The sequence below is a fragment of the Pseudomonas wuhanensis genome (genome assembly GCF_030687395.1).
Classification (GTDB): Bacteria; Pseudomonadota; Gammaproteobacteria; order Pseudomonadales; family Pseudomonadaceae; genus Aquipseudomonas; species Aquipseudomonas wuhanensis.
Genome location: NZ_CP117430.1, coordinates 3,229,498 through 3,249,896, shown reverse-complemented (window position 1 = coordinate 3,249,896; position 20,399 = coordinate 3,229,498). Strand labels below are relative to the sequence as shown.

The 20,399-nt window shown below is 60.1% G+C and carries 18 protein-coding genes and 1 tRNA gene; 13 read left to right on the top strand and 6 right to left on the bottom strand.

Annotated elements, in window-relative coordinates; translation table 11 throughout:
* Positions 1-66: 66 nt before the first annotated feature.
* The 3 genes from PSH88_RS14995 to PSH88_RS14985 form a co-directional block, all read right to left on the bottom strand.
* Complete coding sequence (locus PSH88_RS14995; protein ID WP_305421257.1) at positions 67-543, bottom strand: PA2171 family ribosome-binding persister protein; 477 nt, start codon at positions 541-543, stop codon at positions 67-69.
* Positions 544-765: 222 nt separating this feature from the next.
* Positions 766-2,112 (bottom strand): cation:proton antiporter, encoded by a 1,347-nt coding sequence (locus tag PSH88_RS14990; RefSeq protein ID WP_305421255.1) that lies wholly within the window; start codon positions 2,110-2,112, stop codon positions 766-768.
* Positions 2,113-2,149: 37 nt separating this feature from the next.
* Positions 2,150-2,761, bottom strand: a complete 612-nt coding sequence (locus PSH88_RS14985) for a Yip1 family protein (RefSeq protein WP_305421253.1) — start codon at positions 2,759-2,761, stop codon at positions 2,150-2,152.
* A 168-nt stretch (positions 2,762-2,929) separates the two neighbouring features.
* On the opposite strand from PSH88_RS14985, the gene PSH88_RS14980 reads away from it, so the two are divergent.
* Positions 2,930-3,442, top strand: a complete 513-nt coding sequence (locus PSH88_RS14980; protein WP_305421250.1) for a CinA family protein — start codon at positions 2,930-2,932, stop codon at positions 3,440-3,442.
* A gap of 233 nt (positions 3,443-3,675) precedes the next feature.
* Here PSH88_RS14980 and PSH88_RS14975 read toward each other — a convergent pair whose 3' ends face one another.
* Positions 3,676-4,830 carry a MalY/PatB family protein gene (locus PSH88_RS14975; protein WP_305421249.1) on the bottom strand — a complete coding sequence of 385 codons (1,155 nt, stop codon included), beginning with the start codon at positions 4,828-4,830 and terminating at the stop codon, positions 3,676-3,678.
* A gap of 235 nt (positions 4,831-5,065) precedes the next feature.
* Between PSH88_RS14975 and fdnG the strand changes: the two genes are divergently transcribed.
* From fdnG to PSH88_RS14935, 8 genes are all read left to right on the top strand, one after another.
* Positions 5,066-8,131 carry a formate dehydrogenase-N subunit alpha gene (gene fdnG / locus PSH88_RS14970; protein WP_305421246.1) on the top strand — a complete coding sequence of 1,022 codons (3,066 nt, stop codon included), beginning with the start codon at positions 5,066-5,068 and terminating at the stop codon, positions 8,129-8,131.
* Positions 8,132-9,076 carry a formate dehydrogenase subunit beta gene (fdxH, locus tag PSH88_RS14965; protein WP_305421244.1) on the top strand — a complete coding sequence of 315 codons (945 nt, stop codon included), beginning with the start codon at positions 8,132-8,134 and terminating at the stop codon, positions 9,074-9,076.
* Positions 9,073-9,726: a formate dehydrogenase subunit gamma gene (locus PSH88_RS14960; RefSeq protein WP_305421242.1), complete on the top strand. Its 654-nt coding sequence runs from the start codon at positions 9,073-9,075 to the stop codon at positions 9,724-9,726. Before fdxH ends, PSH88_RS14960 begins: the two co-directional genes overlap by 4 nt.
* A gap of 4 nt (positions 9,727-9,730) precedes the next feature.
* A complete protein-coding gene (gene fdhE / locus PSH88_RS14955; RefSeq protein ID WP_305421240.1) occupies positions 9,731-10,657 on the top strand; it encodes a formate dehydrogenase accessory protein FdhE in 927 nt (308 codons plus the stop codon).
* Positions 10,658-10,729: 72 nt separating this feature from the next.
* Positions 10,730-12,178, top strand: coding sequence for an L-seryl-tRNA(Sec) selenium transferase (gene selA, locus PSH88_RS14950; protein WP_305421239.1), 1,449 nt, complete (start codon positions 10,730-10,732; stop codon positions 12,176-12,178).
* Positions 12,175-14,094: a selenocysteine-specific translation elongation factor gene (gene selB, locus PSH88_RS14945; protein ID WP_305421237.1), complete on the top strand. Its 1,920-nt coding sequence runs from the start codon at positions 12,175-12,177 to the stop codon at positions 14,092-14,094. Before selA ends, selB begins: the two co-directional genes overlap by 4 nt.
* A gap of 6 nt (positions 14,095-14,100) precedes the next feature.
* A tRNA-Sec gene (locus PSH88_RS14940) sits at positions 14,101-14,196 on the top strand.
* 161 nt (positions 14,197-14,357) lie between these two features.
* Positions 14,358-14,813 (top strand): hypothetical protein, encoded by a 456-nt coding sequence (locus PSH88_RS14935; protein WP_305421235.1) that lies wholly within the window; start codon positions 14,358-14,360, stop codon positions 14,811-14,813.
* A gap of 311 nt (positions 14,814-15,124) precedes the next feature.
* On the opposite strand, the gene PSH88_RS14930 is transcribed toward PSH88_RS14935, so the two are convergent.
* Positions 15,125-15,778, bottom strand: a complete 654-nt coding sequence (locus PSH88_RS14930; RefSeq protein WP_123722783.1) for a hydrolase — start codon at positions 15,776-15,778, stop codon at positions 15,125-15,127.
* A 237-nt stretch (positions 15,779-16,015) separates the two neighbouring features.
* Here PSH88_RS14930 and PSH88_RS14925 point away from each other — a divergent pair, with 237 nt between their 5' ends.
* The 4 genes from PSH88_RS14925 (at position 16,016) to PSH88_RS14910 (ending at position 19,624) form a co-directional block, all read left to right on the top strand.
* Positions 16,016-16,981, top strand: coding sequence for a tripartite tricarboxylate transporter substrate binding protein (locus PSH88_RS14925; RefSeq protein WP_305421232.1), 966 nt, complete (start codon positions 16,016-16,018; stop codon positions 16,979-16,981).
* Position 16,982: 1 nt separating this feature from the next.
* Positions 16,983-17,474, top strand: a complete 492-nt coding sequence (locus PSH88_RS14920) for a tripartite tricarboxylate transporter TctB family protein (protein ID WP_305421230.1) — start codon at positions 16,983-16,985, stop codon at positions 17,472-17,474.
* A gap of 24 nt (positions 17,475-17,498) precedes the next feature.
* A complete protein-coding gene (locus PSH88_RS14915; protein WP_305421229.1) occupies positions 17,499-19,007 on the top strand; it encodes a tripartite tricarboxylate transporter permease in 1,509 nt (502 codons plus the stop codon).
* 314 nt (positions 19,008-19,321) lie between these two features.
* The gene (locus PSH88_RS14910) at positions 19,322-19,624 is read left to right on the top strand and encodes a hypothetical protein (protein ID WP_305421227.1); all 303 of its coding nucleotides are present in this window, start codon (positions 19,322-19,324) and stop codon (positions 19,622-19,624) included.
* A gap of 125 nt (positions 19,625-19,749) precedes the next feature.
* Here PSH88_RS14910 and PSH88_RS14905 read toward each other — a convergent pair whose 3' ends face one another.
* On the bottom strand, positions 19,750-20,181 hold the full coding sequence (locus tag PSH88_RS14905) for a nuclear transport factor 2 family protein (RefSeq protein ID WP_305421225.1): 432 nt from the start codon (positions 20,179-20,181) through the stop codon (positions 19,750-19,752).
* Between the last annotated feature and the right edge of the window lie 218 nt (positions 20,182-20,399).

Genomic DNA, 20,399 nt, shown 5'->3' with positions numbered 1-20,399 from the left:
CTTGCCGCACCGCTGGCTCCTACGAAAAGCGGTTTGCTCGCTTGACTTGCTATTCGCCCACCCCCATCAAGCAGCGAGATTGGGTGCGCCCAGCTCTTTTTTGTATCGGGCTTTCAGGCTTTCCATCTCTACACCCAATTCGTCGAGCGTCGTTTTGCCCAACAGTTTTTTGGCCTGAGGAAACATTTCCTTTTCCTCCTCTTCGATGTGATGCTCCAACAACTCCTTGACCACTTTCACTCGACCGGAAAATTCAACGGTAGAGGGATCGGTGGTTTTCAGGTCGGGAAGCACCAGCGTATCGACGGTGCGATGTTCTTCCTTGGCTTCGTAATACATCACATCCTGTTCCTTGCCCCCGGCTTTTTTATACGCCGGATACAAGACTTCCTCTTCCAGACGGGTATGGATCTTGATTTCCATTTCCAGTTTGGCCAGTAACTCGGTGCGTTTTTTCACCCCACGTTCGGTGGACTCGCTCAACTGGGCCAGGATGCCTTTTACGCGTTCATGGTCGGCTTTCAACAGGTCAATGGCGTTCATGGTCAAACCTCTTGTTTAGTCACGGGTCAAGCTCAAACGGTCTTCCTGCCGTCGTCGCTCACACTGCTGGAGCATTTCCCGTGCCTGTTTCAATATTCAATAAAAATCCAGTAAAAACAGTTGGTTGCAATCGACTTTACTCGGCGTTTGTCGTGCAACCTGCATGAATATCCGAGGCTGTTCAGTGCAGGTTGACCGAAGGATTGACTCGTCCAGTAGGTGTCAGGCGTCCGGCTGATTGCGCCGCTCATAACGGGCCAGCATCGGTTGAGTACTGATGCCATGCGCCAGAATGCTGAGCGCCACCACCGACAATGTCAGGTCGGTGCACAGCGTCGCCGCCGCCGGAGCGAGGTCATGGTTCGGGGCGTAGAACAGGTAATAGAAGCTCCCGATGCCGCGAATCCCGAACCAGCCGATCAACAGCCGTTGGCGGTCGTCCAGCAAGCGCCCCCACGGCATGAGCCATACGCACAAGGGGCGAATGGCACAGAACAACACCAGCGCAACCACCAATGCTCGCCAATCCCAGTGCCCCACCAGCACCACGCCCAGCAGGGTGACCAGAAACACTTCCATGGCGCGTTCCACCAAACTGCCGAATGCCAGCATGTCGCCCATCATGATGCCCGCCGCGACCTGGGTTTCTGGCAAGTTCGTCACGTCGCCGTGGACGGCAGCCGCAGGTTCGACGTTCTGGTGGCCAACCACTGGTTGCACCAGATGCTCGGCGGGAATTCGCGCGTCGCCGGTGGATTTGACTTCGGCCTGCCGCAACCCGAGACCGGCGGCGAATACCGACAAAAAGCCATAGGCTTGTATCTCCTCGGCCGCGACATAAGCGAGGGCGATCAGGGCCAGGGTCAGGTAATCGTTGGGAGAAATGGTGCTGTCGGCATTGCGGATGCGCATCGACAAGGTCAAGCGACCGATGCCGTGACCCATCCAGTAACCGATGAACAAACCGGCAGGCACGGCCCACAGCAGGCTCTTCAATACCCACTCACCGAGCCAGGCACTGTTATCGCCGCTCTGTTGCACAAACAACAAACCGAGGATCACGAAGGGGAAGGCGATGCCGTCGTTGAGGCCCGCCTCACCGGAGAGCCCGAAACGTACCGAATCGTAATCCCTGGCGTCGTTGACCTGCACCAGCGAGGCCAGTACCGGATCGGTGGGGGCCAGAATCGCCGCGATCAACAGCGACGGCCCCCACGCCAGGGCAAAACCGTAATGCAGTAGCAGGCAGACGCCAATGATGGTCAGGATCATCACCGGTCCCGCCAGGCCGAACGCTACCCGCCATCGGAGGTCCTTCAGCGGCAGGCGCAATTTGAGTCCGCAGACAAACAGCGAAAAGAGCACCGCGACTTCCGTCAGGTGCTCCATCCAGACTGCCGCGTCCTTGATGTCCAGCTTCAGCAGGCCCAGGCCCGCCGGACCTATCGCCACGCCCAGCGCCAGGCACACCGCCGACGTGGTCACCGGCATCCAGCGCAGATAGGACGAGGTCAGTGCCAGGGTCAGCAGCACCGCACCCAACACCGCCACCCATACAATGAAACTCATGCCTGGTTCTCGGAGGTGGAGGGTGAATTCAGGAGAGTCACACGCCGGTCGCGCGCACGTACTCAGGTCCCAGATAGTTGAACCAGAGGAGAATCATCTCCACCAGGATAGTTACCAACACCAATAGCCCGACGCCCCATACGCTCGCCGCATTCAGCAAGCCTTGCTCCTTGCGCTCGTGCATGAAAATCGGCAAACCGACGAACAGCAGAAACGTCGAATAAAGGGAGGCGGCCCCCAGCACCGTGATCGCCAGCCAGCGACTCGGATAGAGCCCGGCAATACCCGCAAGGAAGAACGGGGTGACGGTGTAGGCGGCAAAACCGATGCACTGATTGACGTTGGGGCGCGAGTCGAAGGTGCGTGACATCCAGCGGATGAACAGCCCCATCAACACCACGCCGACAATGATGCTCAGGTACAGCAGCCCACAGAGTTGCAGGGCGCTGGCGGCACTGAGTTTGACCGTTTCGTTTCCAGCCAGGCTCCAGCCGACGTAGGTGGTCCCGATAAACAGGCACACGGCGGGGATCAGGGCGAGCAACAGCAAATGAGCGAGGTAATGGCGCGGATGCGCTTCCTCTTCCTTACGAATATCTGTCCAGACGAAATTGGGCTGAGTGAACAGCCTGACGAAAGGTGCGGACATGACGACCTCCAGATAACGAGCGGCCCGGCATAGGAGCCCCTAGAAGTATTGAGGTGCATCCATCGCCGGGGGTTCATTTTTTATCGGGGGCAGGGGCGGTCAGCCCGAGGGAATGTTTGCAAGCGTCGGAGGTCAACCGGGCAGGTCCTCTTGCCTGGATGCCTGGTCATGAACGTCAGCCAAACCATCGTCGAATATTTGCGCCAACACGACCTGCGACTGACGACTGCCGAGTCCTGTACCGCCGGAAAGACCGTAACCCTGCTGGCCGAGGTGCCGGGCAGCGGAGACCTGATCGAGAGCGGTTACGTGGTCTATTCTTCCGAAGCAAAACAACGGTTACTTAACGTCAACCCCCATACGATCGAAACCTTCAACCTGACCAGTTGCGAAGTCGCTCGCGAAATGGCCTTGGGCGCTTTGCTCGACAGCACAGCTAACGTCGCCGTGGCCACCACCGGGATCCTGGGGCCGGAGGATGTCGACGGGATTCCGGCCGGCACCGTCTGTTTCGCCTGGGCGTACCAGACTGAGCAAGGGAAGCGAGTATTCACTCACCAGCACCGGTTTTTCTGGTCCCGCAGCAAGGTCCAGCTACTGGCCGCAGAACATGCCTTGAAGCGGATCTCGTTTTTTCATAAACGTGCGCTAGCCAGTGAACAAGATCAGGTCAATCAATGAACGACGAATTCCGCCGCACCGACTACCACAAGCGCTCGTTGAGGGTTGACCCCGGTCTTTTATCTTGAGTTCGGTTGGATTTCCGCAATCTGTAAAGGCACACAAATCCCCTGTGGGAGCGGGCTTGCCCGCGATGGCGGAGTGTCAGGCGACATCAATTTTCCTGACGGATCGCCATCGCGGGCAAGCCCGCTCCCACAGGGTATGTGTTGTGTCATTGAGTCTGTGTGGAATCAGACCTGGCGGTTACGCAAACTACGCTCCATCCGCGCGATTCCTTCTTCCAGCAGCGCCCGTGGGCAGCCGAAGTTCAGGCGCACGAATTGCCGGGCGTTATCGCCGAAATCCAGCCCGGCACTCAAGCCGACTTTGGCTTGTTCGAGGAAGAATTGCTGCGGGTTGTCCAGCCCCAGCGCCGTGCAATCGAGCCACGCCAGGTAAGTGCCCTGAGGGATGTTCATGGTCACACCCGGCAACCGCGTGCGAACCGCCTCCACCAGATAATCCCGATTGCTTTGCAGATAGGCCATGAGCTCGGTCAGCCACGGACCGCCTTCGCTGTAGGCGACGCGGGTGGCTTCCAGGCCCAGCGGGTTGACGCTGTCGACCATGCCGCAGCGAGCATGGTTGACCCGATGGAGCAGCGCCGCATCCTGAATGATCATGAACGCCGTCTTCAAACCGGCGATGTTGTAGGCCTTGCTCGCCGACATCAGGGTAATGGTGCGCTTGGCGATTTGCGGGCTGAGCGAGGCGGTCGGAATGTGCACGCGCCCGTCGAAGCACAGCTCGGAGTGGATCTCGTCGGAGATGATCCAGGCATCCTGCTCCAGGCAAATGTCGGCGACCGCTTGCAGCTCCTCGCGCGGGAAGACCTTGCCCAGCGGGTTGTGCGGGTTGCTCAGCAGCAGCGCGCCGCCCCCTTGCAGCGCCTGGCGCAAGGTGTCGAGTGGCGTCGCATAAGTGCCATCGGCCAAGGCGTCGAAGTCGAGCTCGACCTTGTTCAACTGCCAGTGGCCCGGCGCATGGCGTAGCGGCGGGTAGTTCGGCGTCTGCACCACCACGTTCTGCTGCGGCTGAACCAGCGCATGCAGGGCCATGTTGAACCCCGACTCGATACCCGGCAGGAATACCAGCTCCTGGGGTTGTACGCGCCAGGCGTACTTGCTCCACAGGTCGGCGACGATGGCGTCACGCAAGTCATCCTGCGCCACGCTGTAACCGAGCATCGGGTGTTCCAGGCGTTTTTGCAGCGCCTGGATGATCGCGGGCGGCGCTGCAAAATCCATGTCGGCGACCCACATCGGCAACACGTCAGCCGGATAGCGGCTCCATTTGGTACTGCCGGTGCCGTGGCGGTCGAACACCTGATCAAAATCGAAAGTCATGCTCAGTCTCATAAAAAGCAGAGGGGTTAATCCGGCGCTCATGATAAGCGCCAACCTTCACCGCTGGCGAGGTGCTCGATAGACCATGACCGACAAGCCGCCGACGGTCGGTTTTCAGACCGCACACGGCAACATTGTCTAAAGTTCTAATTGGCGGTAGTTCCGTTGCCGTCACCGTGATCGTCCAGAAAAACCCGGTCAACGCACCGGGTTTCCACCTGATCAGGAGTGCACGATGGACCTCAACCGTCGTCAGTTCTTCAAGGTCGCTGGTCTCGGCCTTGCGGGCTCCAGCCTCGGCGCGCTGGGCATGGCCCCGACGCCCGCTTTCGCCGAACAAGTGCGTCATTTCAAGCTCGCCCATACCCATGAAACCCGCAACACCTGCCCGTACTGCTCGGTCGGTTGCGGCTTGATCATGTATAGCCAGGGCGATAACGCGAAGAATGTCGCCCAGAGCATCATCCACATCGAAGGCGATGCCGACCACCCCGTCAATCGCGGCACCCTCTGCCCCAAAGGCGCAGGCCTGCTCGATTTCATTCACAGCCCCAGCCGTCTGCAATACCCGCAGGTGCGCAAGCCCGGCACTACGGAGTGGACGCGGATCTCCTGGGATGAAGCGCTGGACCGCATCGCCGACCTGATGAAGGCCGACCGCGACGCCAACTTCATCGAGAAGAACGCCCAGGGGCAAACGGTGAACCGCTGGCTGACCACCGGTTTCCTCGCGGCGTCGGCATCGTCCAACGAAGCGGGTTACATCACCCACAAGGTGATTCGCAGTCTCGGCATGCTGGGGTTCGATAACCAGGCACGTGTCTGACATGGCCCGACGGTGGCAAGTCTTGCCCCGACGTATGGCCGTGGTGCCATGACCAACCACTGGACCGATATCGCCAACGCGAATCTGGTTCTGGTGATGGGTGGCAATGCCGCCGAAGCGCACCCTTGCGGTTTCAAATGGGTGACCGAAGCCAAAGCCCACAACAAGGCGCGGCTGATTGTGGTCGACCCGCGTTTCACCCGTACGGCCTCGGTGGCCGACTATTACGCGCCGATCCGCACCGGTACCGACATTGCCTTTATGGGCGGGCTGATCAATTACCTGCTGACCGAAGACAAGATCCAGCACGAATACGTGCGCGCCTATACGGACGTGTCGTTCATCGTCAAGGCCAACTACGGTTTCGAGGACGGGTTGTTCAGCGGTTACGACGCGAACAAGCGCATCTATACCGACAAGTCCGGCTGGGGCTACGAGATCGGCGAGGACGGTTTCGCCAAAGTCGACCCGACCCTGCAAGACCCACGCTGCGTCTACCAATTAATGAAGCAGCATTACAGCCGCTACACTCTGGAGCTGGCCAGTCAGGTCTGCGGCATGCCCACCGACGCGATGAAGAAAATCTGGGAAGAGATCGCCACCTGCTCGCAACCGGGCAAGACCATGACGATTCTCTATGCGCTGGGCTGGACCCAGCACTCGATCGGCTCGCAGATGATCCGCAGCGCGGCCATGGTGCAACTGCTGCTGGGCAACGTCGGCATGCCGGGCGGGGGCGTCAACGCCCTGCGCGGGCACTCCAACATCCAGGGCCTGACCGACCTGGGCTTGCTGTCCAACCTGCTGCCCGGTTACCTGACCCTGCCGGCCGAGGCCGAACAGGACTACAACGCCTACATCGCCAAACGTGCCCTCAAGCCGCTGCGTCCGGGGCAGATGTCCTACTGGCAGAACTACGGCAAGTTCCACGTCAGCCTGATGAAAGCCTGGTACGGCGCCAATGCCACCGCCGAGAATCACTGGGGCTACGACTGGCTGCCCAAGCTGGACATTCCCGGCTACGACATCCTGAAAATGTTCGACATGATGGGCAAGGGCGAGGTCAATGGCTACATGTGCCAGGGCTTCAACCCGATCGCTGCCTTGCCGGACAAGAACCGGGTGATGAAGGCGCTGGCCAAGCTCAAGTGGCTGGTGGTGATGGACCCATTGGCCACCGAAACCTCGGAGTTCTGGCGCAACGCCGGGCCTTACAACGATGTGGAAACGGCCAGCATCCAGACCGAAGTCATCCGTCTGCCCACCACCTGTTTCGCCGAAGAAAACGGTTCGCTGGTCAACAGCGGTCGCTGGCTGCAATGGCACTGGAAGGGGGCCGACGGCCCAGGGCAGGCGCGCACGGACGTGAAGATCATGGCCGAGCTGTTCTTGCGCCTGCGCAAGCGTTACCAGGCCGACGGCGGCGCCTGGGCCGAGCCGATTCTCAAGCTCGACTGGCCCTACAAAATACCCGACGACCCGACGCCGGAAGAGCTGGCCCGGGAATTCAACGGCTACGCCGTCGCCGATGTCACTGACGCCTCGGGCGCGGTGGTCAAGGCCGGTCAGCAGCTGTCCGGCTTCGGCCAACTCAAGGACGATGGCAGCACGGCGTCCGGTTGCTGGATCTTCTGCGGCAGCTGGACCGAGCAGGGCAACAACATGGCCCGGCGTGACAACAGCGATCCGTTTGGCATGAAGCAGAACCTGGGCTGGGCCTGGGCCTGGCCGGCAAACCGGCGGATTCTCTATAACCGCGCCTCTTGCGACCCTCAAGGAAAACCGTGGGATGCGAAAAAACGGCTGGTGTGGTGGAACGGCAAGGTCTGGACCGGCACCGACGTGCCCGACTACAAGGCCGATGTGCCGCCGGAAGCCGGGATGAACCCGTTCATCATGAACCCCGAAGGCGTGGCGCGTTTCTTTGCCCTCGACAAGATGAACGAAGGGCCGTTCCCGGAACACTACGAGCCGTTCGAGACGCCCATCGGCATCAACCCGATGCACCCCAACAACAAGCAGGCGACCAGCAACCCGGCCGGGCGGATTTTCGATTCGGTCTGGGACACTCTCGGGCAGGCCAAGGACTTCCCTTATGCGGCGACCAGCTACCGGCTGACCGAACACTTCCACTTCTGGACCAAGCATTGCCCGATCAACGCCATAACCCAGCCCGAGCAGTTCGTCGAGATCGGCGAGGCGCTGGCCAAGGAGAAGGGGATTGCCGCCGGCGACCGGGTTCGGGTCAGTTCCAAGCGCGGGCATATCGAAGCGGTGGCGGTGGTGACCAAGCGGATTCGTCCGCTGCAGGTCAACAATCAGGTGGTGCATCAGATCGGTATCCCGTTGCACTGGGGGTTCACCGGCGCCACCCGTCACGGTTACCTGACCAACACCCTGGTGCCGTTCCTCGGCGATGGCAACACACAGACCCCGGAATCCAAGTCATTCCTGGTCAACGTGGAGAAAGTCTAAATGGCCAGCCAAGACATCATCGCCCGTTCGGCCACCACCACCATGCCACCCTCGGTGCGCACGCAAGAGGAAGTGGCCAAGCTGATCGATACCACCAAGTGCATTGGCTGCAAGGCCTGCCAGGTCGCCTGCTCGGAATGGAACGAGCTGCGCGACGATGTCGGTCACAACCTCGGCACCTACGACAACCCTCAAGACCTCAGCGCAGACACCTGGACCTTGATGCGCTTTACCGAGCATGAAACCGACGCCGGCAACCTCGAATGGCTGATTCGCAAGGACGGTTGCATGCACTGCGCCGAACCCGGCTGCCTGGCGGCGTGCCCGAGCCCGGGAGCGATCATCAAGCACGCCAACGGCATCGTCGATTTCGATCAGGACCATTGCATCGGCTGCGGGTATTGCATCACCGGTTGTCCGTTCAACATTCCGCGCATCTCGCAAAAGGACCACAAGGCTTATAAGTGCACGTTGTGTTCGGACCGGGTGGCGGTGGGGCTGGAGCCGGCCTGCGTGAAAACCTGCCCGACCGGCGCTATCGTGTTCGGCAGCAAGGAAGACATGAAGGAGCACGCCGCCGAACGTATCGTCGACCTCAAGAGCCGCGGTTTCGAAAACGCCGGTTTGTATGATCCCGCAGGCGTCGGCGGCACCCACGTCATGTATGTGCTGCACCATGCCGACACGCCCAGGTTGTATGCCGGGTTGCCGGATCACCCGGCGATCAGTCCGTTGGTGGACCTGTGGAAAGGCCTGAGCAAACCCCTGGCGTTGCTGGCCATGGGCGCGGCGGTGCTGGCCGGGTTCTTCCATTACGTGCGCGTCGGGCCACAACTGGTCGAGGAGGACGAACATCCAGTCACCATCGACCCGGCGGTGCATGAATTCGATCCCTCGGTGCACACCTTTGATCCGACGAAACCCGGCGGGGAGGACAGGCCATGAACGACAAACCGATCCTGCGCTACACCGCCAACCAGCGCACCAACCATTGGCTGGTGGCGATTGTGTTTCTGATGGCTGCGCTGTCGGGGCTGGCCTTGTTCCATCCGGGATTGTTCTGGCTCAGCAACCTGTTTGGCGGCGGCTCGTGGACGCGCATTTTGCATCCGTACCTGGGCGTGGTGATGTTTGTATTGTTTCTCGGCCTGGTGTTCAGCTTCTGGCGGGTGAATTACTTCAGCACCAACGACCGGCTATGGCTCAGGCGTGTCGGGCATGTGATCCGCAACGAGGAGGAGGGCGTGCCGCCCATCGGTAAATACAACCCGGGTCAGAAGCTGCTGTTCTGGGTGTTGCTGATCTGCATGCTGGTGCTGCTGTTCAGCGGGCTGGTGATCTGGCGCGCCTGGTTCAGTGCGTACTTCGGCATCACCAGTATTCGCTGGGCGATGCTGCTGCATGCGTTGGCGGGGTTCATCCTGGTGTTGAGCATCATCGTCCACGTCTATGCTGGTATCTGGATTCGCGGTTCGGTCGACGCCATGGTGCATGGCCGGGTCAGCCGCGCCTGGGCGAGAAAGCACCATAGGCTCTGGTACCGCGAAGTGACCGGTGACGAGACGCCTGAGCCACCGATCAGCAAAAAAGGATGACCTCTTGGCCACGATCCTCGAGCCTGGGCAGATAGAAGCGGCGGCGAGTTCACCGCCGTTTCTGTACCTGCCACCGAACAATCTATTCACCTTGCGTGCGTTGCGCCTGGAACGCCTGGCCGACGGACATCCCATGGCGGACTATCTGCGCTTGATCGCGGGGCTGTGCCACGTTCAACAGAACCTGATGGACGATCCGCCCGCGGCGGCCATGCCCGATCCCGAACGTCTTCGGGTGTGCGTGGAACATGGCTTGCCACCATTCGCTGCCGACAGTCTGGTGCGCGAAAATGTTTGGCTGCCCGTTCTCGAAGCCTTGTTGCTACGCTATCAGCCGCCGCCACAATCGGCGGTAGAAAACGCCGTGGCGACTTTGCGCAGTGCCAACCCGGGGCTGCTCAAAGCGTGGGCGATTGCCTTGGTCAGCGGCCAGTATTCAATGCTGCCGGCAGAACTGGTGCCGTTTCTCGGTGCAGCGCTGCAAGCCGCCTGGAGCCATTGGCTGCTGAGTTCACCCAACCTTGAACTCAAGCGCGGCGACAGCCTCAGCCAATGCCCGGCCTGCGGTTCGCCGGCGATGGCCGGGGTGATTCGTCATCGTGGCAAATACAACGGTTTGCGTTATCTGGTGTGCTCGTTGTGTGCCTGCGAATGGCACGTGGTGCGGGTCAAATGCGTGTATTGCGAACAGAGCAAGGGGCTTCAATACGTCAGCTTCGAGGATGACCGTCACGCTGCCAATCAGGCACCGTTGCGGGCGGAAGTCTGCCCCGGCTGCAACAGCTACCTGAAACTGATCTACCTGGAAAACGACGCCGAAGCCGAAGCGCTCTCGGCGGACCTGTCCAGCCTGATGCTCGACATGCGCCTGGAGCAGGAAAGCTATCAGCGCCCATCGCCCAATCTGATGCTGGCACCCGGAGGCGACTGAGCCTGTCCCCTTGAGCAGTGAACCCAGCGGCTACACTCAGACGCGACGGTCATTCGCTTCCGGGAGCCTCTGATGTCCGCACCCTCCGCCAGCCAAACCTTGCGGCTGCCCTCCATCGACAGCTTGCTGCGCCATCCCGCCTGCCAGGCGTTGGCCGAGCGTTATGGGCGTGACGCGCTGCTGGCCGGCCTGCGGCAACTGCTCGATGACTTGCGCGAGCCAGTGCTCAAGGGTGAACTCGCTGCCGTTGAAATCGCCCCCGAGGTACTGGCGGGCAGGGCGGGCGAGCGTCTGGCGATCCAGCATCGCAGCCAGGTCCGCCGGGTGTTCAACCTCACCGGCACGGTGCTGCACACCAACCTTGGGCGCGCGTTGTTGCCGCAGGCGGCTATCGAAGCCGTTCAGCTTGCTGCCCGCTATCCGCTCAATCTGGAATTCGACCTGCACAGTGGCAAGCGCGGCGACCGGGATGATTTGATCGAAGGGTTGATTCGCGAGCTGACCGGCGCCGAAGCGGTGACCGTGGTCAACAACAATGCCGCCGCCGTGTTGCTGACACTCAACAGTTTGGGCGCACGCAAGGAAGGCATCATTTCCCGTGGTGAACTGATCGAGATCGGCGGCGCCTTCCGCATCCCCGACATCATGGCTCGCGCCGGAGTGCGGCTGCACGAAGTGGGAACCACCAACCGCACCCATGCGCGGGATTATGAGGCCGCCATCGGTCCGCGCAGTGGTTTGGTGATGCGCGTACATGCGAGCAATTATTCCATTGAAGGCTTTACCGCCCGGGTGCCGACGGCTGAATTGGCCGAGCTGGCTCACCGGCACGGGTTGCCGCTGCTGGAAGATCTGGGCAGCGGCAGCCTTCTGGACCTGACTCGCTGGGGCCTGCCCGCCGAACCGACGGTGCGCCAGGCGCTGCTTGATGGTGCAGACATCGTCACCTTCAGCGGCGACAAATTGCTCGGCGGTCCCCAGGCCGGGTTGATTGTCGGTCGCAAAGACCTGATCGCGAAGATCAAGAAGAACCCGCTCAAGCGCGCGCTGCGGGTCGACAAACTGACTCTGGCCGCCCTCGAAGCCGTATTGGCGCTGTACCGCGATCCTGATCGGCTGGCCGAACGTCTGCCGAGTCTGCGCCTGCTGACCCGACCCCAAGCCGACATCTTCGCCCAGGCCGAACGCCTGCAACCGTCACTGGCGCAGGTGTTGGGTGACGGCTGGACCGTCAGCGCGGTGCTGGCGCTGGGCATGATCGGCAGCGGCAGCCAGCCGGTGGCGCGACTGCCCAGCGCTGCGTTATGCCTGCGGCCCAACGTTTCCAAACGTCTGCGTGGGCGGCGACTGCTGGGACTGGAGGCCGGGTTTCGTCGGCTGCCGATTCCCGTGCTCGGGCGCATCGACGGTGATGCGCTTTGGCTGGACCTGCGCCAACTGGACGACGAAGCCGCGTGGCTGGCGCAGCTCAATCAGCTGGCGCCATTCGATCAATTGCAGGAGGAGGGCCGGGACGGGTGATTGTCGGCACCGCGGGGCATATTGATCACGGCAAGACCTCCTTGCTCCAGGCATTGACCGGCCAGGCCGGCGACCGTCGCCGGGAAGAACGTGAACGTGGCATGACCATCGACCTCGGCTACATCTACGCGACGCTGGAACCGGGCGCCGCGCTGACCGGTTTTATCGACGTACCCGGCCATGAGCGCTTCACCCACAACATGCTGGCCGGCGCTCAGGGCATTGATCTGGTGTTGTTGGTGGTGGCGGCCGATGACGGGGTCATGCCGCAGACCCGCGAACATGTGGCGATTGTCGAGTTGCTGGGCATCCCCCGGGCACTGATTGCAATCACCAAATGCGACCGCGTCGACCCTGCTCGGGTGCAAGCCGTCCGGGAACAGATCAAAGCATTACTGGCACCCGGACCGTATGCCGACGCGCCGCAAATCGCGTTGTCGAGTGTGACCGGCGAGGGTGTCGAGACACTGCGTCAAGCCTTGCTGGATGCGCAACATGAGGTGCTTCAACGCAGCGCCAGCGGCGGTTTTCGCCTGGCGATTGATCGTGCCTTCAGCGTGGCTGGCGCCGGTATCGTGGTGACGGGCACCGCGTTGTCCGGCCAGGTGACCGTGGGCGATACGCTGATGTTGAGTCCGCTGGGCAAACTGGTGAGGGTACGAGGCCTGCATGCGCAGAACCAGGCGGCTGACAGCGCAACGGCCGGGCAGCGAGTCGCGCTGAACCTGAATGCCGAGCGTTTGGCCCTGGAGCAGATTCACCGGGGCCACTGGCTGTTGGCCGAATGGCTGCATGCGCCGACGCAGCGTCTGGATATCCAAATGACCTTGTTGGCCAGCGAGGCGCGAAGCTTCGAGCACTTTCAACCGGTGCACGTGCACCTCGGCACTCAGGACGTCACCGGGCGAGTGGCGTTGCTGGAGGGCGCTAGCCTGGCACCGGGAGCGCAGATGTTCGCGCAACTGCTGGTGAACGCGCCGGTGCTGGCGGTGAAGGGCGACCGTTTGATCCTGCGGGATCAAAGCGCCCAACGCACCCTTGGCGGTGGCCGGGTACTTGATCCGTTCGCCCCGGCCCGACACCGCCGCAGCCCCGAACGATTGGCGCAGCTACAGACGCTGGCCACCACGAACAGCCTGGAGCAAGCACTGCCGACGCTGCTGGCCAACAGCGACACCGGGCTGGATCCGCAGCGTCTGGAGCGCCAGTTCAATCGCCCGCGCGATAGCTGGGAGTTGCCCGATGACGTGCGCTTGATCGATACGCGGCAGGGGCCGTTGCTGTTCAGCGCTGCCCGCTGGGAAGCCCTGAAAGCGCCGCTGCTGGAACACCTCGCACGCTTTCATCAACTCGAACCGGACCAAATGGGACCGGACAGGGATCGCCTGCGTCGCTTCGCCGGCACCGCGCTGGATCGGCCGACCTTTATCAGTCTGCTCGACGAATTACTGGCCAGCGGCACGATTGTCGCCAGCGGCCCCTGGCTGCATTTGCCCGATCACCAAGTGCGGTTGAGCGAGGATGACGAAACCCTGTGGCAACAATTACAGCCGCTGTTCGAACAGGCGGGTTTCGATCCGCCGTGGGTGCGTGATCTGGCGAAATCGACGGGCCATGAAGAGGCCGCCGTACGCCTGCTGCTGCGCAAGATGGCGCGACTGGGGTTGGTGCATCAAGTGGTTCGTGACCTGTTCTACACCGACACGCTGCTGCGCCGATTGGCGGCTATGCTGGTGCAATTGGCCAGCGATGACCCGGTGATTCAGGTCACCGCATTTCGCGATGCCGTGGGCCTGGGGCGCAAGCGCAGCATTCAGATTCTTGAGTACTTCGACCGAATCGGCCTGACCCGACGCTTTGGCGACCGGCGCCACATTCGGCTCGACAATGCACTGGCTCAACGCACAGCAGACTGAGTTCAAGGAAGGCAATCGCGCCCGGTGGCGCGGCCGGGCTTCAAACCCGGTTGGGGACGGCATCCGTTCCCGGGCAGGTTCGACTCCGGCTGCCTTCCGCCATTTTGCGTTTTCCCTTTCGCACGATTACTTCGTGATATAGATCACTTGGGCGCTTGACCACTTATCAGAACTATCATTTTTGACAGTGGAAACGTTTATGGGTGTCATTTATAACAAGGTTGCAGTAATTCTGATATTCCTGGGAATTAAAAGGAGTTTTTATGTCTCTCTCTAAAATCAGCGTTTATGTCCGTGTCGGACATGGCGATAATGTATCAGGGCCTCTGGCGGCCGAATTTTCTGGACTGTTCGGAGGAGGTAGTTCCAAGCCTCCTAATGAACCGGAGCATGGAGTTCAATATGAACTCTCTGTTGATACTGCCAAAACGACGGGGTTGGCTCTAATTCACCAAATAGAACAGAGATGTGGTCAAAGTCTTTTAATGAGAAAGGGTTGGGAGTCTACGCTACAATATTTTAAGAATGTCACGCCATTTAAGACCAAAGCTGAAGGTAAACCGTTCACCCAAATAGCTCAAGAGCTTAGGAATATGGGGCTTCCAAATATAATGGACAACGGTAAAGGTAACTACATCTGGGGAAAGAATACGCTTGATGAAATAGGTGTTACTGAGAAAGGTTTGGTTGTTTGCTATACTTTTCAATATCGCTACTAAGTGCTTTAACAAATCTACAAAAAAACAATCCATCGCCTGCTGCATTTTATCGAGATGCGATACCCTGCAGTTTTTGATTGCAGGGTATCTGGTTTGAAATAATTGTATTCGTATGACTTAGCGCCTTCGCCAAAATTAACAGCAGTACTTCATGCATCGAACGGGTTATAGGCGCCGCACTTGGGCGCGTGAGTGCCGTCGATCCCTCTGCCCCTGAACTCGTCATGAAGTTCAGGCCCGGGCTCCATACATCATGGATCAAACACCAAAAGGGCTGCGACTCCAGAATGCCGAGAGTCGCTGCTTTTTGCTTAATGGCCTTCAGAGGCGTTGAACATGGTCTTGGCGTAGATCAGGCCCAGGCCATAGGCACCGCCGTTGGCGATGGAGGTTTTCACCGTCTCATCGTAAGTCTCGGTACGTGCCCAGTCGCGCTGGAGTTCAAGCAAGTACTGCAGCGATGTCATGGGACGGGCACCGATCTGGATCATGCGTTGCAAGGCCATTTCATGCGCCTCGGTGGTGACATCGCCACAGGCGTCGGCAATCACGTAGACCTCGAAACCCTGGTCAATCGCCGAAAGGGCCGGGCCAACGATGCACACGGAAGTCCACAGGCCGGCCAGAACGATTTTCTGCTTGCCGGCTGCGTTGACTTCGACGGCAATACGCTCGTCCTCCCAGGTGTTCATGCTGGTGCGGTCGATCACCTTGTGTTCCGGGAATACCGATTTGATTTCGTCGAAAATCGGGCCGGAAAAACTCTTCTCGGCGACGGTGGTGAGGATGGTCGATACCTTGAAGCCCCTTGCGGCCTTGGCGACGAGGGCCGCGTTATTGCGCAGGGTGACGGCATCGATGGACTTGGTTGCAAACGACATCTGCGACTGGTGATCGATCATGATCAGGGTGTGGTCGGTCGGGGTCAGCAGGGTTTTGCCGGGAACTGCTTTTGCAATGGCCATGGTGAATGTCCTTACGGATGAAGTGAGGGATGATTCGCGAGGCCATGGTTGCGTAGATTCGGGCTGGAATATTGAGTCGATGTGCTGTTTTTTTCGTAGGAGTAGTGGCGGCGGGCAGGCCATTGAAATACCGCCAACAACACAACTATGACCTACGCTTATTTCCAGACGCATGTTCAACGAACAGGGGCTCTTCCCTGATCGAAAACAACAAGAACAGCTATCCGGAGACGACTCATGTTTGCATTGGCCCGTCGATTCAGCAGCAACCTCGCCGTTTTCATTACCGCCGCCGCGCTCGCATCACCGGTTTTTGCGCTGGACACCGTCAAGTTCATGGCCCCGGGTTCGGTCGGTGGTGGTTATGACCAGACCGCACGCGTCCTGGGCAAAGCCATGGTCGAGGCGAAAACGGCAAAGTCCGCTACCTTCGAGAACAAGGGCGGCGCCGGTGGCACCCTGGGGTTGGCGCAGTTTGCCAACGGCACCAAGGGCGACGCCAATGCCCTGCTCGTGGTCGGAGCGATCATGGTCACGGCCATCGAGCAGAATAAACCGCAGATTACCTTGAAGGACGTGACACCGATCGCCCGGCTGTTTACCGAATACAACGTGATTGCCGTGCGTGACGACTCCCCGTACAAAACCCTGAGCGACTTGCTCAAAGACTTCAAGGCCAACCCGTCCAGCATCAAATGGGGCGGCGGCTCCAAGGGTTCGATCGACCACATCGGCATCGCCGAACTGGCGAGCAAAATGGACATTCCCGTCAACAAGGTGAATTACGTTGCCTTCGCCGGGGGCGGTGAAGTCGTTGCCGCGGTGCTGGGGGGGCACATCACGGTGATCACCGGCGGCTACGCGGAGCTTGCCAAATACGTGCAGTCCAAGCAGTTCCGCTTACTCGCCATCGGCGCACCCAACCGCGTAGAGGGCATCGATGCACCGACCCTTAAAGAAAGCGGCTATGACGTGACGATTGGCAACTGGCGTGGCGTTTACGGCGCAGCGGGCCTGACGCCCGAACAGCGCAAAGAGCTGACCGAAGCCGTCCTGACCGCCACCAAAAGCAACGTATGGCAAGAAAACGTAAAAACCAATGCATGGTCACCGAGCATTCTGACCGGGGATGATTTCGGCAAATTCGTCGAAGAAGAACATGGGCGCCTGCGCGCAATGCTGGTCAAGGTCGGGCTGCTTTGAGATGGCCGGGCGCTGGAGAGTCATGCCGACCCAATTGGCGATTGGCGTCAGTATCGTCGTCATCAGCGCGGTATTGGCGTTCGGCGCCTCGCGGTTTCCGGCCGAAATGGGCTTCGTCATCATGGCGGCGTACGTCTATCCCTACGCCGTCGCGGCGTTTCTGGGCGTCGTCGGTCTGTTGATGTGCTATCAGGCGCTCACCGGTGGTTTTCGCAACCTTCCCGACGACCATGAGACCACCCAGGCTCTGCCCGGCGGCAAGCTCGGCGCAACCTGGGTCACGGCGGGGCTGGTGGGCGTTGCCTTGCTCATTACATACATCGGCTTCGTCTTGGCTGCGGCACTGCTGTTTGCCTGTTCTGCACGAGGTTTTGGCAGTCGCAGCCCACTGCGGGACCTGGCCATCGGCATCGCCCTGACGCTGCCGATCTACTGGCTTTTCACCGCCGGGCTAGGGGTTTCCCTTCCGCCCCTGGTCAACGCCTGGATCTGATCCAGGCCGAAGGAGGTCGACAAGGTGGACATTCTCGCGAGTCTGGCAACCGGCTTTGGTGCCGCGTTGGCGCCAATCAATCTGATGTGGGGCTTTATCGGCTGCCTGCTGGGTACCGCGATCGGTGTTTTGCCGGGGATCGGGCCGGCACTGACGGTCGCGCTGCTGCTGCCGATTACCGCCAAGGTCGATCCTACCGGCGCGCTGATCATGTTTGCCGGCATCTATTACGGCGCTCAGTTTGGCGGCTCCACCACCTCGATTCTGCTCAACACCCCGGGTGAGTCGTCCTCCATGGTCACGGCCCTGGAAGGCAACCTCATGGCCCGCAACGGGCGCGCAGGCCCCGCCTTGGCGACGGCTGCTATCGGCTCATTCGTGGCTGGCACCATTGCGACAATCTTGCTGACCTTGTTCGCTCCACTCGTAGCCACACTGGCACTGAAGTTCGGGCCGGCGGAGTATTTCGCGATTCTGGTGCTGGCCTTCACCACGGTGTCGGCGGTGCTCGGTGCGTCGATGCTGCGCGGCTTCGTTTCGTTGGGGATCGGACTGACCATCGGCTTGATCGGTCTGGACTCGACCTCAGGCATAGCTCGCTACACCCTGGAGGTGCCCGAGTTGGTCGATGGCATCGAAGTGGTGCTCGTCGCGGTGGGGTTGTTTGCCGTCGGAGAGGCGTTGTACAGCGTGCTCTACCAAAAGGAAGAAACGGCCAGCCGACATCGCTTGACCTCGTTGTGGATGACCCGCGCCGACTGGAAACGCTCGATCCCCGCGTGGCTACGGGGCACCCTGATCGGTTTTCCCTTCGGCTCCATTCCGGCCGGTGGCGCGGAAATTCCGACATTCCTGTCTTATTCGACCGAACGCAAACTCAGCAAATACCCGAAAGAGTTCGCGGCCAGCAAAGGCGAGGGCGCCATCGAAGGTGTCGCCGGCCCCGAGGCGGCCAACAATGCCAGCGCCACCGGTTCGCTGGTGCCGTTGCTGACCCTGGGCATCCCGACCTCGGCCACCGCGGCGATTCTGTTGGCCGCGTTCCAGAACTACAACCTGCAACCGGGGCCGCTGCTGTTCCAGACCTCGGGCGAACTGGTCTGGACCCTGGTGGCTTCCTTGTACATCGGCAACGCCATTCTGCTGGTGCTGAACCTTCCATTGGTGGGCCTGTGGGTCAAGCTCCTGCAGATCCCCCGGCCATACCTGAACGCCGGCATTCTGGTATTCGCGACCATCGGCGTGTACGGCATGCGCCACTCGACGTTCGACCTGTTTCTGATGTTGGCCATCGGCTGGGCCGGGGTGTTGATGCGGCGTTTCGATTTCCCCGTCGCCCCGGTGATCGTCGGTATGCTGCTGGGCCCGATGGCGGAAAAACAACTGCGCAACGCCTTGTCGATCAGCCAGGGCGACTGGATGATATTTGTGACGCAACCCATCGCCGCCTCGCTCCTGGCGCTGACGCTGCTGGTGCTGCTGGTTCCGTACGTGCTGCATAAACGCGGGATCAAATTGCATGAGGATGATTGAGCGTTTCGCGAGCCAGTCCGAGCATCACGCGCTCATGAATCACCACGTAGATCGTTCCCATGCTCCGCGTGGGAATGCCTCAACGGACGCTCCGCGTTCGGCTGCGGAAGGGACGCAGAGCGTCCCGGGCTGCGTTCCCACGCAGAGCGTGGGAACGATCATCGAGCTACCCACAAAATCTTCGGAAGTTTCTGACAGAGTCTCCCGTTGCGGCGCTCCAGCACAGCCCTTTATAGTTCCGGCTCGCGGCAAATTTCGCGACGATCTTGGCCGGTCGATAACCTAGGAAAACTCATTAATCAGGAGCTACCTCAATGTTCGACCAAGTCATGCCACGCTACCTTCCCATCGACACCTACGACGCCGAAAACCCGGTGCTCTTCATCAACACCCACAAAGAACTCAGCGACATGGCCGCTTGCGCCATGCACCGCTTCACCGTGGTTCGCGATCTGACGGATACCTTGTCCAGCCTCAATCTCACAGGCATTTCCGACTGCGACCTGACCCGCGTCACCCGGGCGGTGCATCTGCTGATGCGCGAAGGTTGCGCAATACTGGATGTGATTCAGGCTCGGGCGTTGCAGCGGGAGGAGGGGTTCAAGACTGCTGTTTAGCGGTGTTTGATCTGACGCTATCGCGAGCAGGCTCCCACACTGAACCGTATCCACCTTGAGAACGCGGTCAAATGTCGGAGCGAGCCTGCTCGCGAATGGGCCTAAAGATCGCAGCCAACGCCTGATCAGAAGCGGAACGCTTGTCGTCCTACCAGTAGCCATTTGCCTTGCTGTTTCTGCCAGATCTGGAAGTTCTCGATTTCCGTGGGAACGATCTCTTCACCCTTGATGGCTTGCGCCGAAAAATGATGACGAACCAACGCCACATCACCCGAGAGCGTGATGGTCTGGCCTTGCATTTCGAGTGTCTTGAAAGCGCTTTTGCCGCTTTCGATGTCGGCGATAAACGCTTTCTTGTCCTGGATTTTCCCGCTGGAATGGCCGTAGGTAAGGTTTTCAGCGGTGAGCGCATTCAGTTTGGGAATGTTCTTGGTCAGCATGGCTTGAGTCAGATGGTCTACCGCCACGGCGACGTCTTTCTCGCCGGAGGAGGGGGCTGCCATCACGTAGCCGCTGAAGAGGCACAAGAAGCCGATAAGCAATTTCGTTTTTTTCATGGGTATTTTCCTTGTTGTTATGGAGATGACAGACGAGAGATAGGTGTATCGTCTGTCATCGTACAACTTAGCAGGTTTTTTGTTGCGAGATGCATTCCGCGAATACCCACCCGAACCTGTGGGAGCGGGCTTGCCCGCGATAGCGATGTTTCATCCGAAATCAATGTTGAATGTGCCGCCGTCATCACGGGCAAGCCCGCTCCCACAGGTTCTGCAAT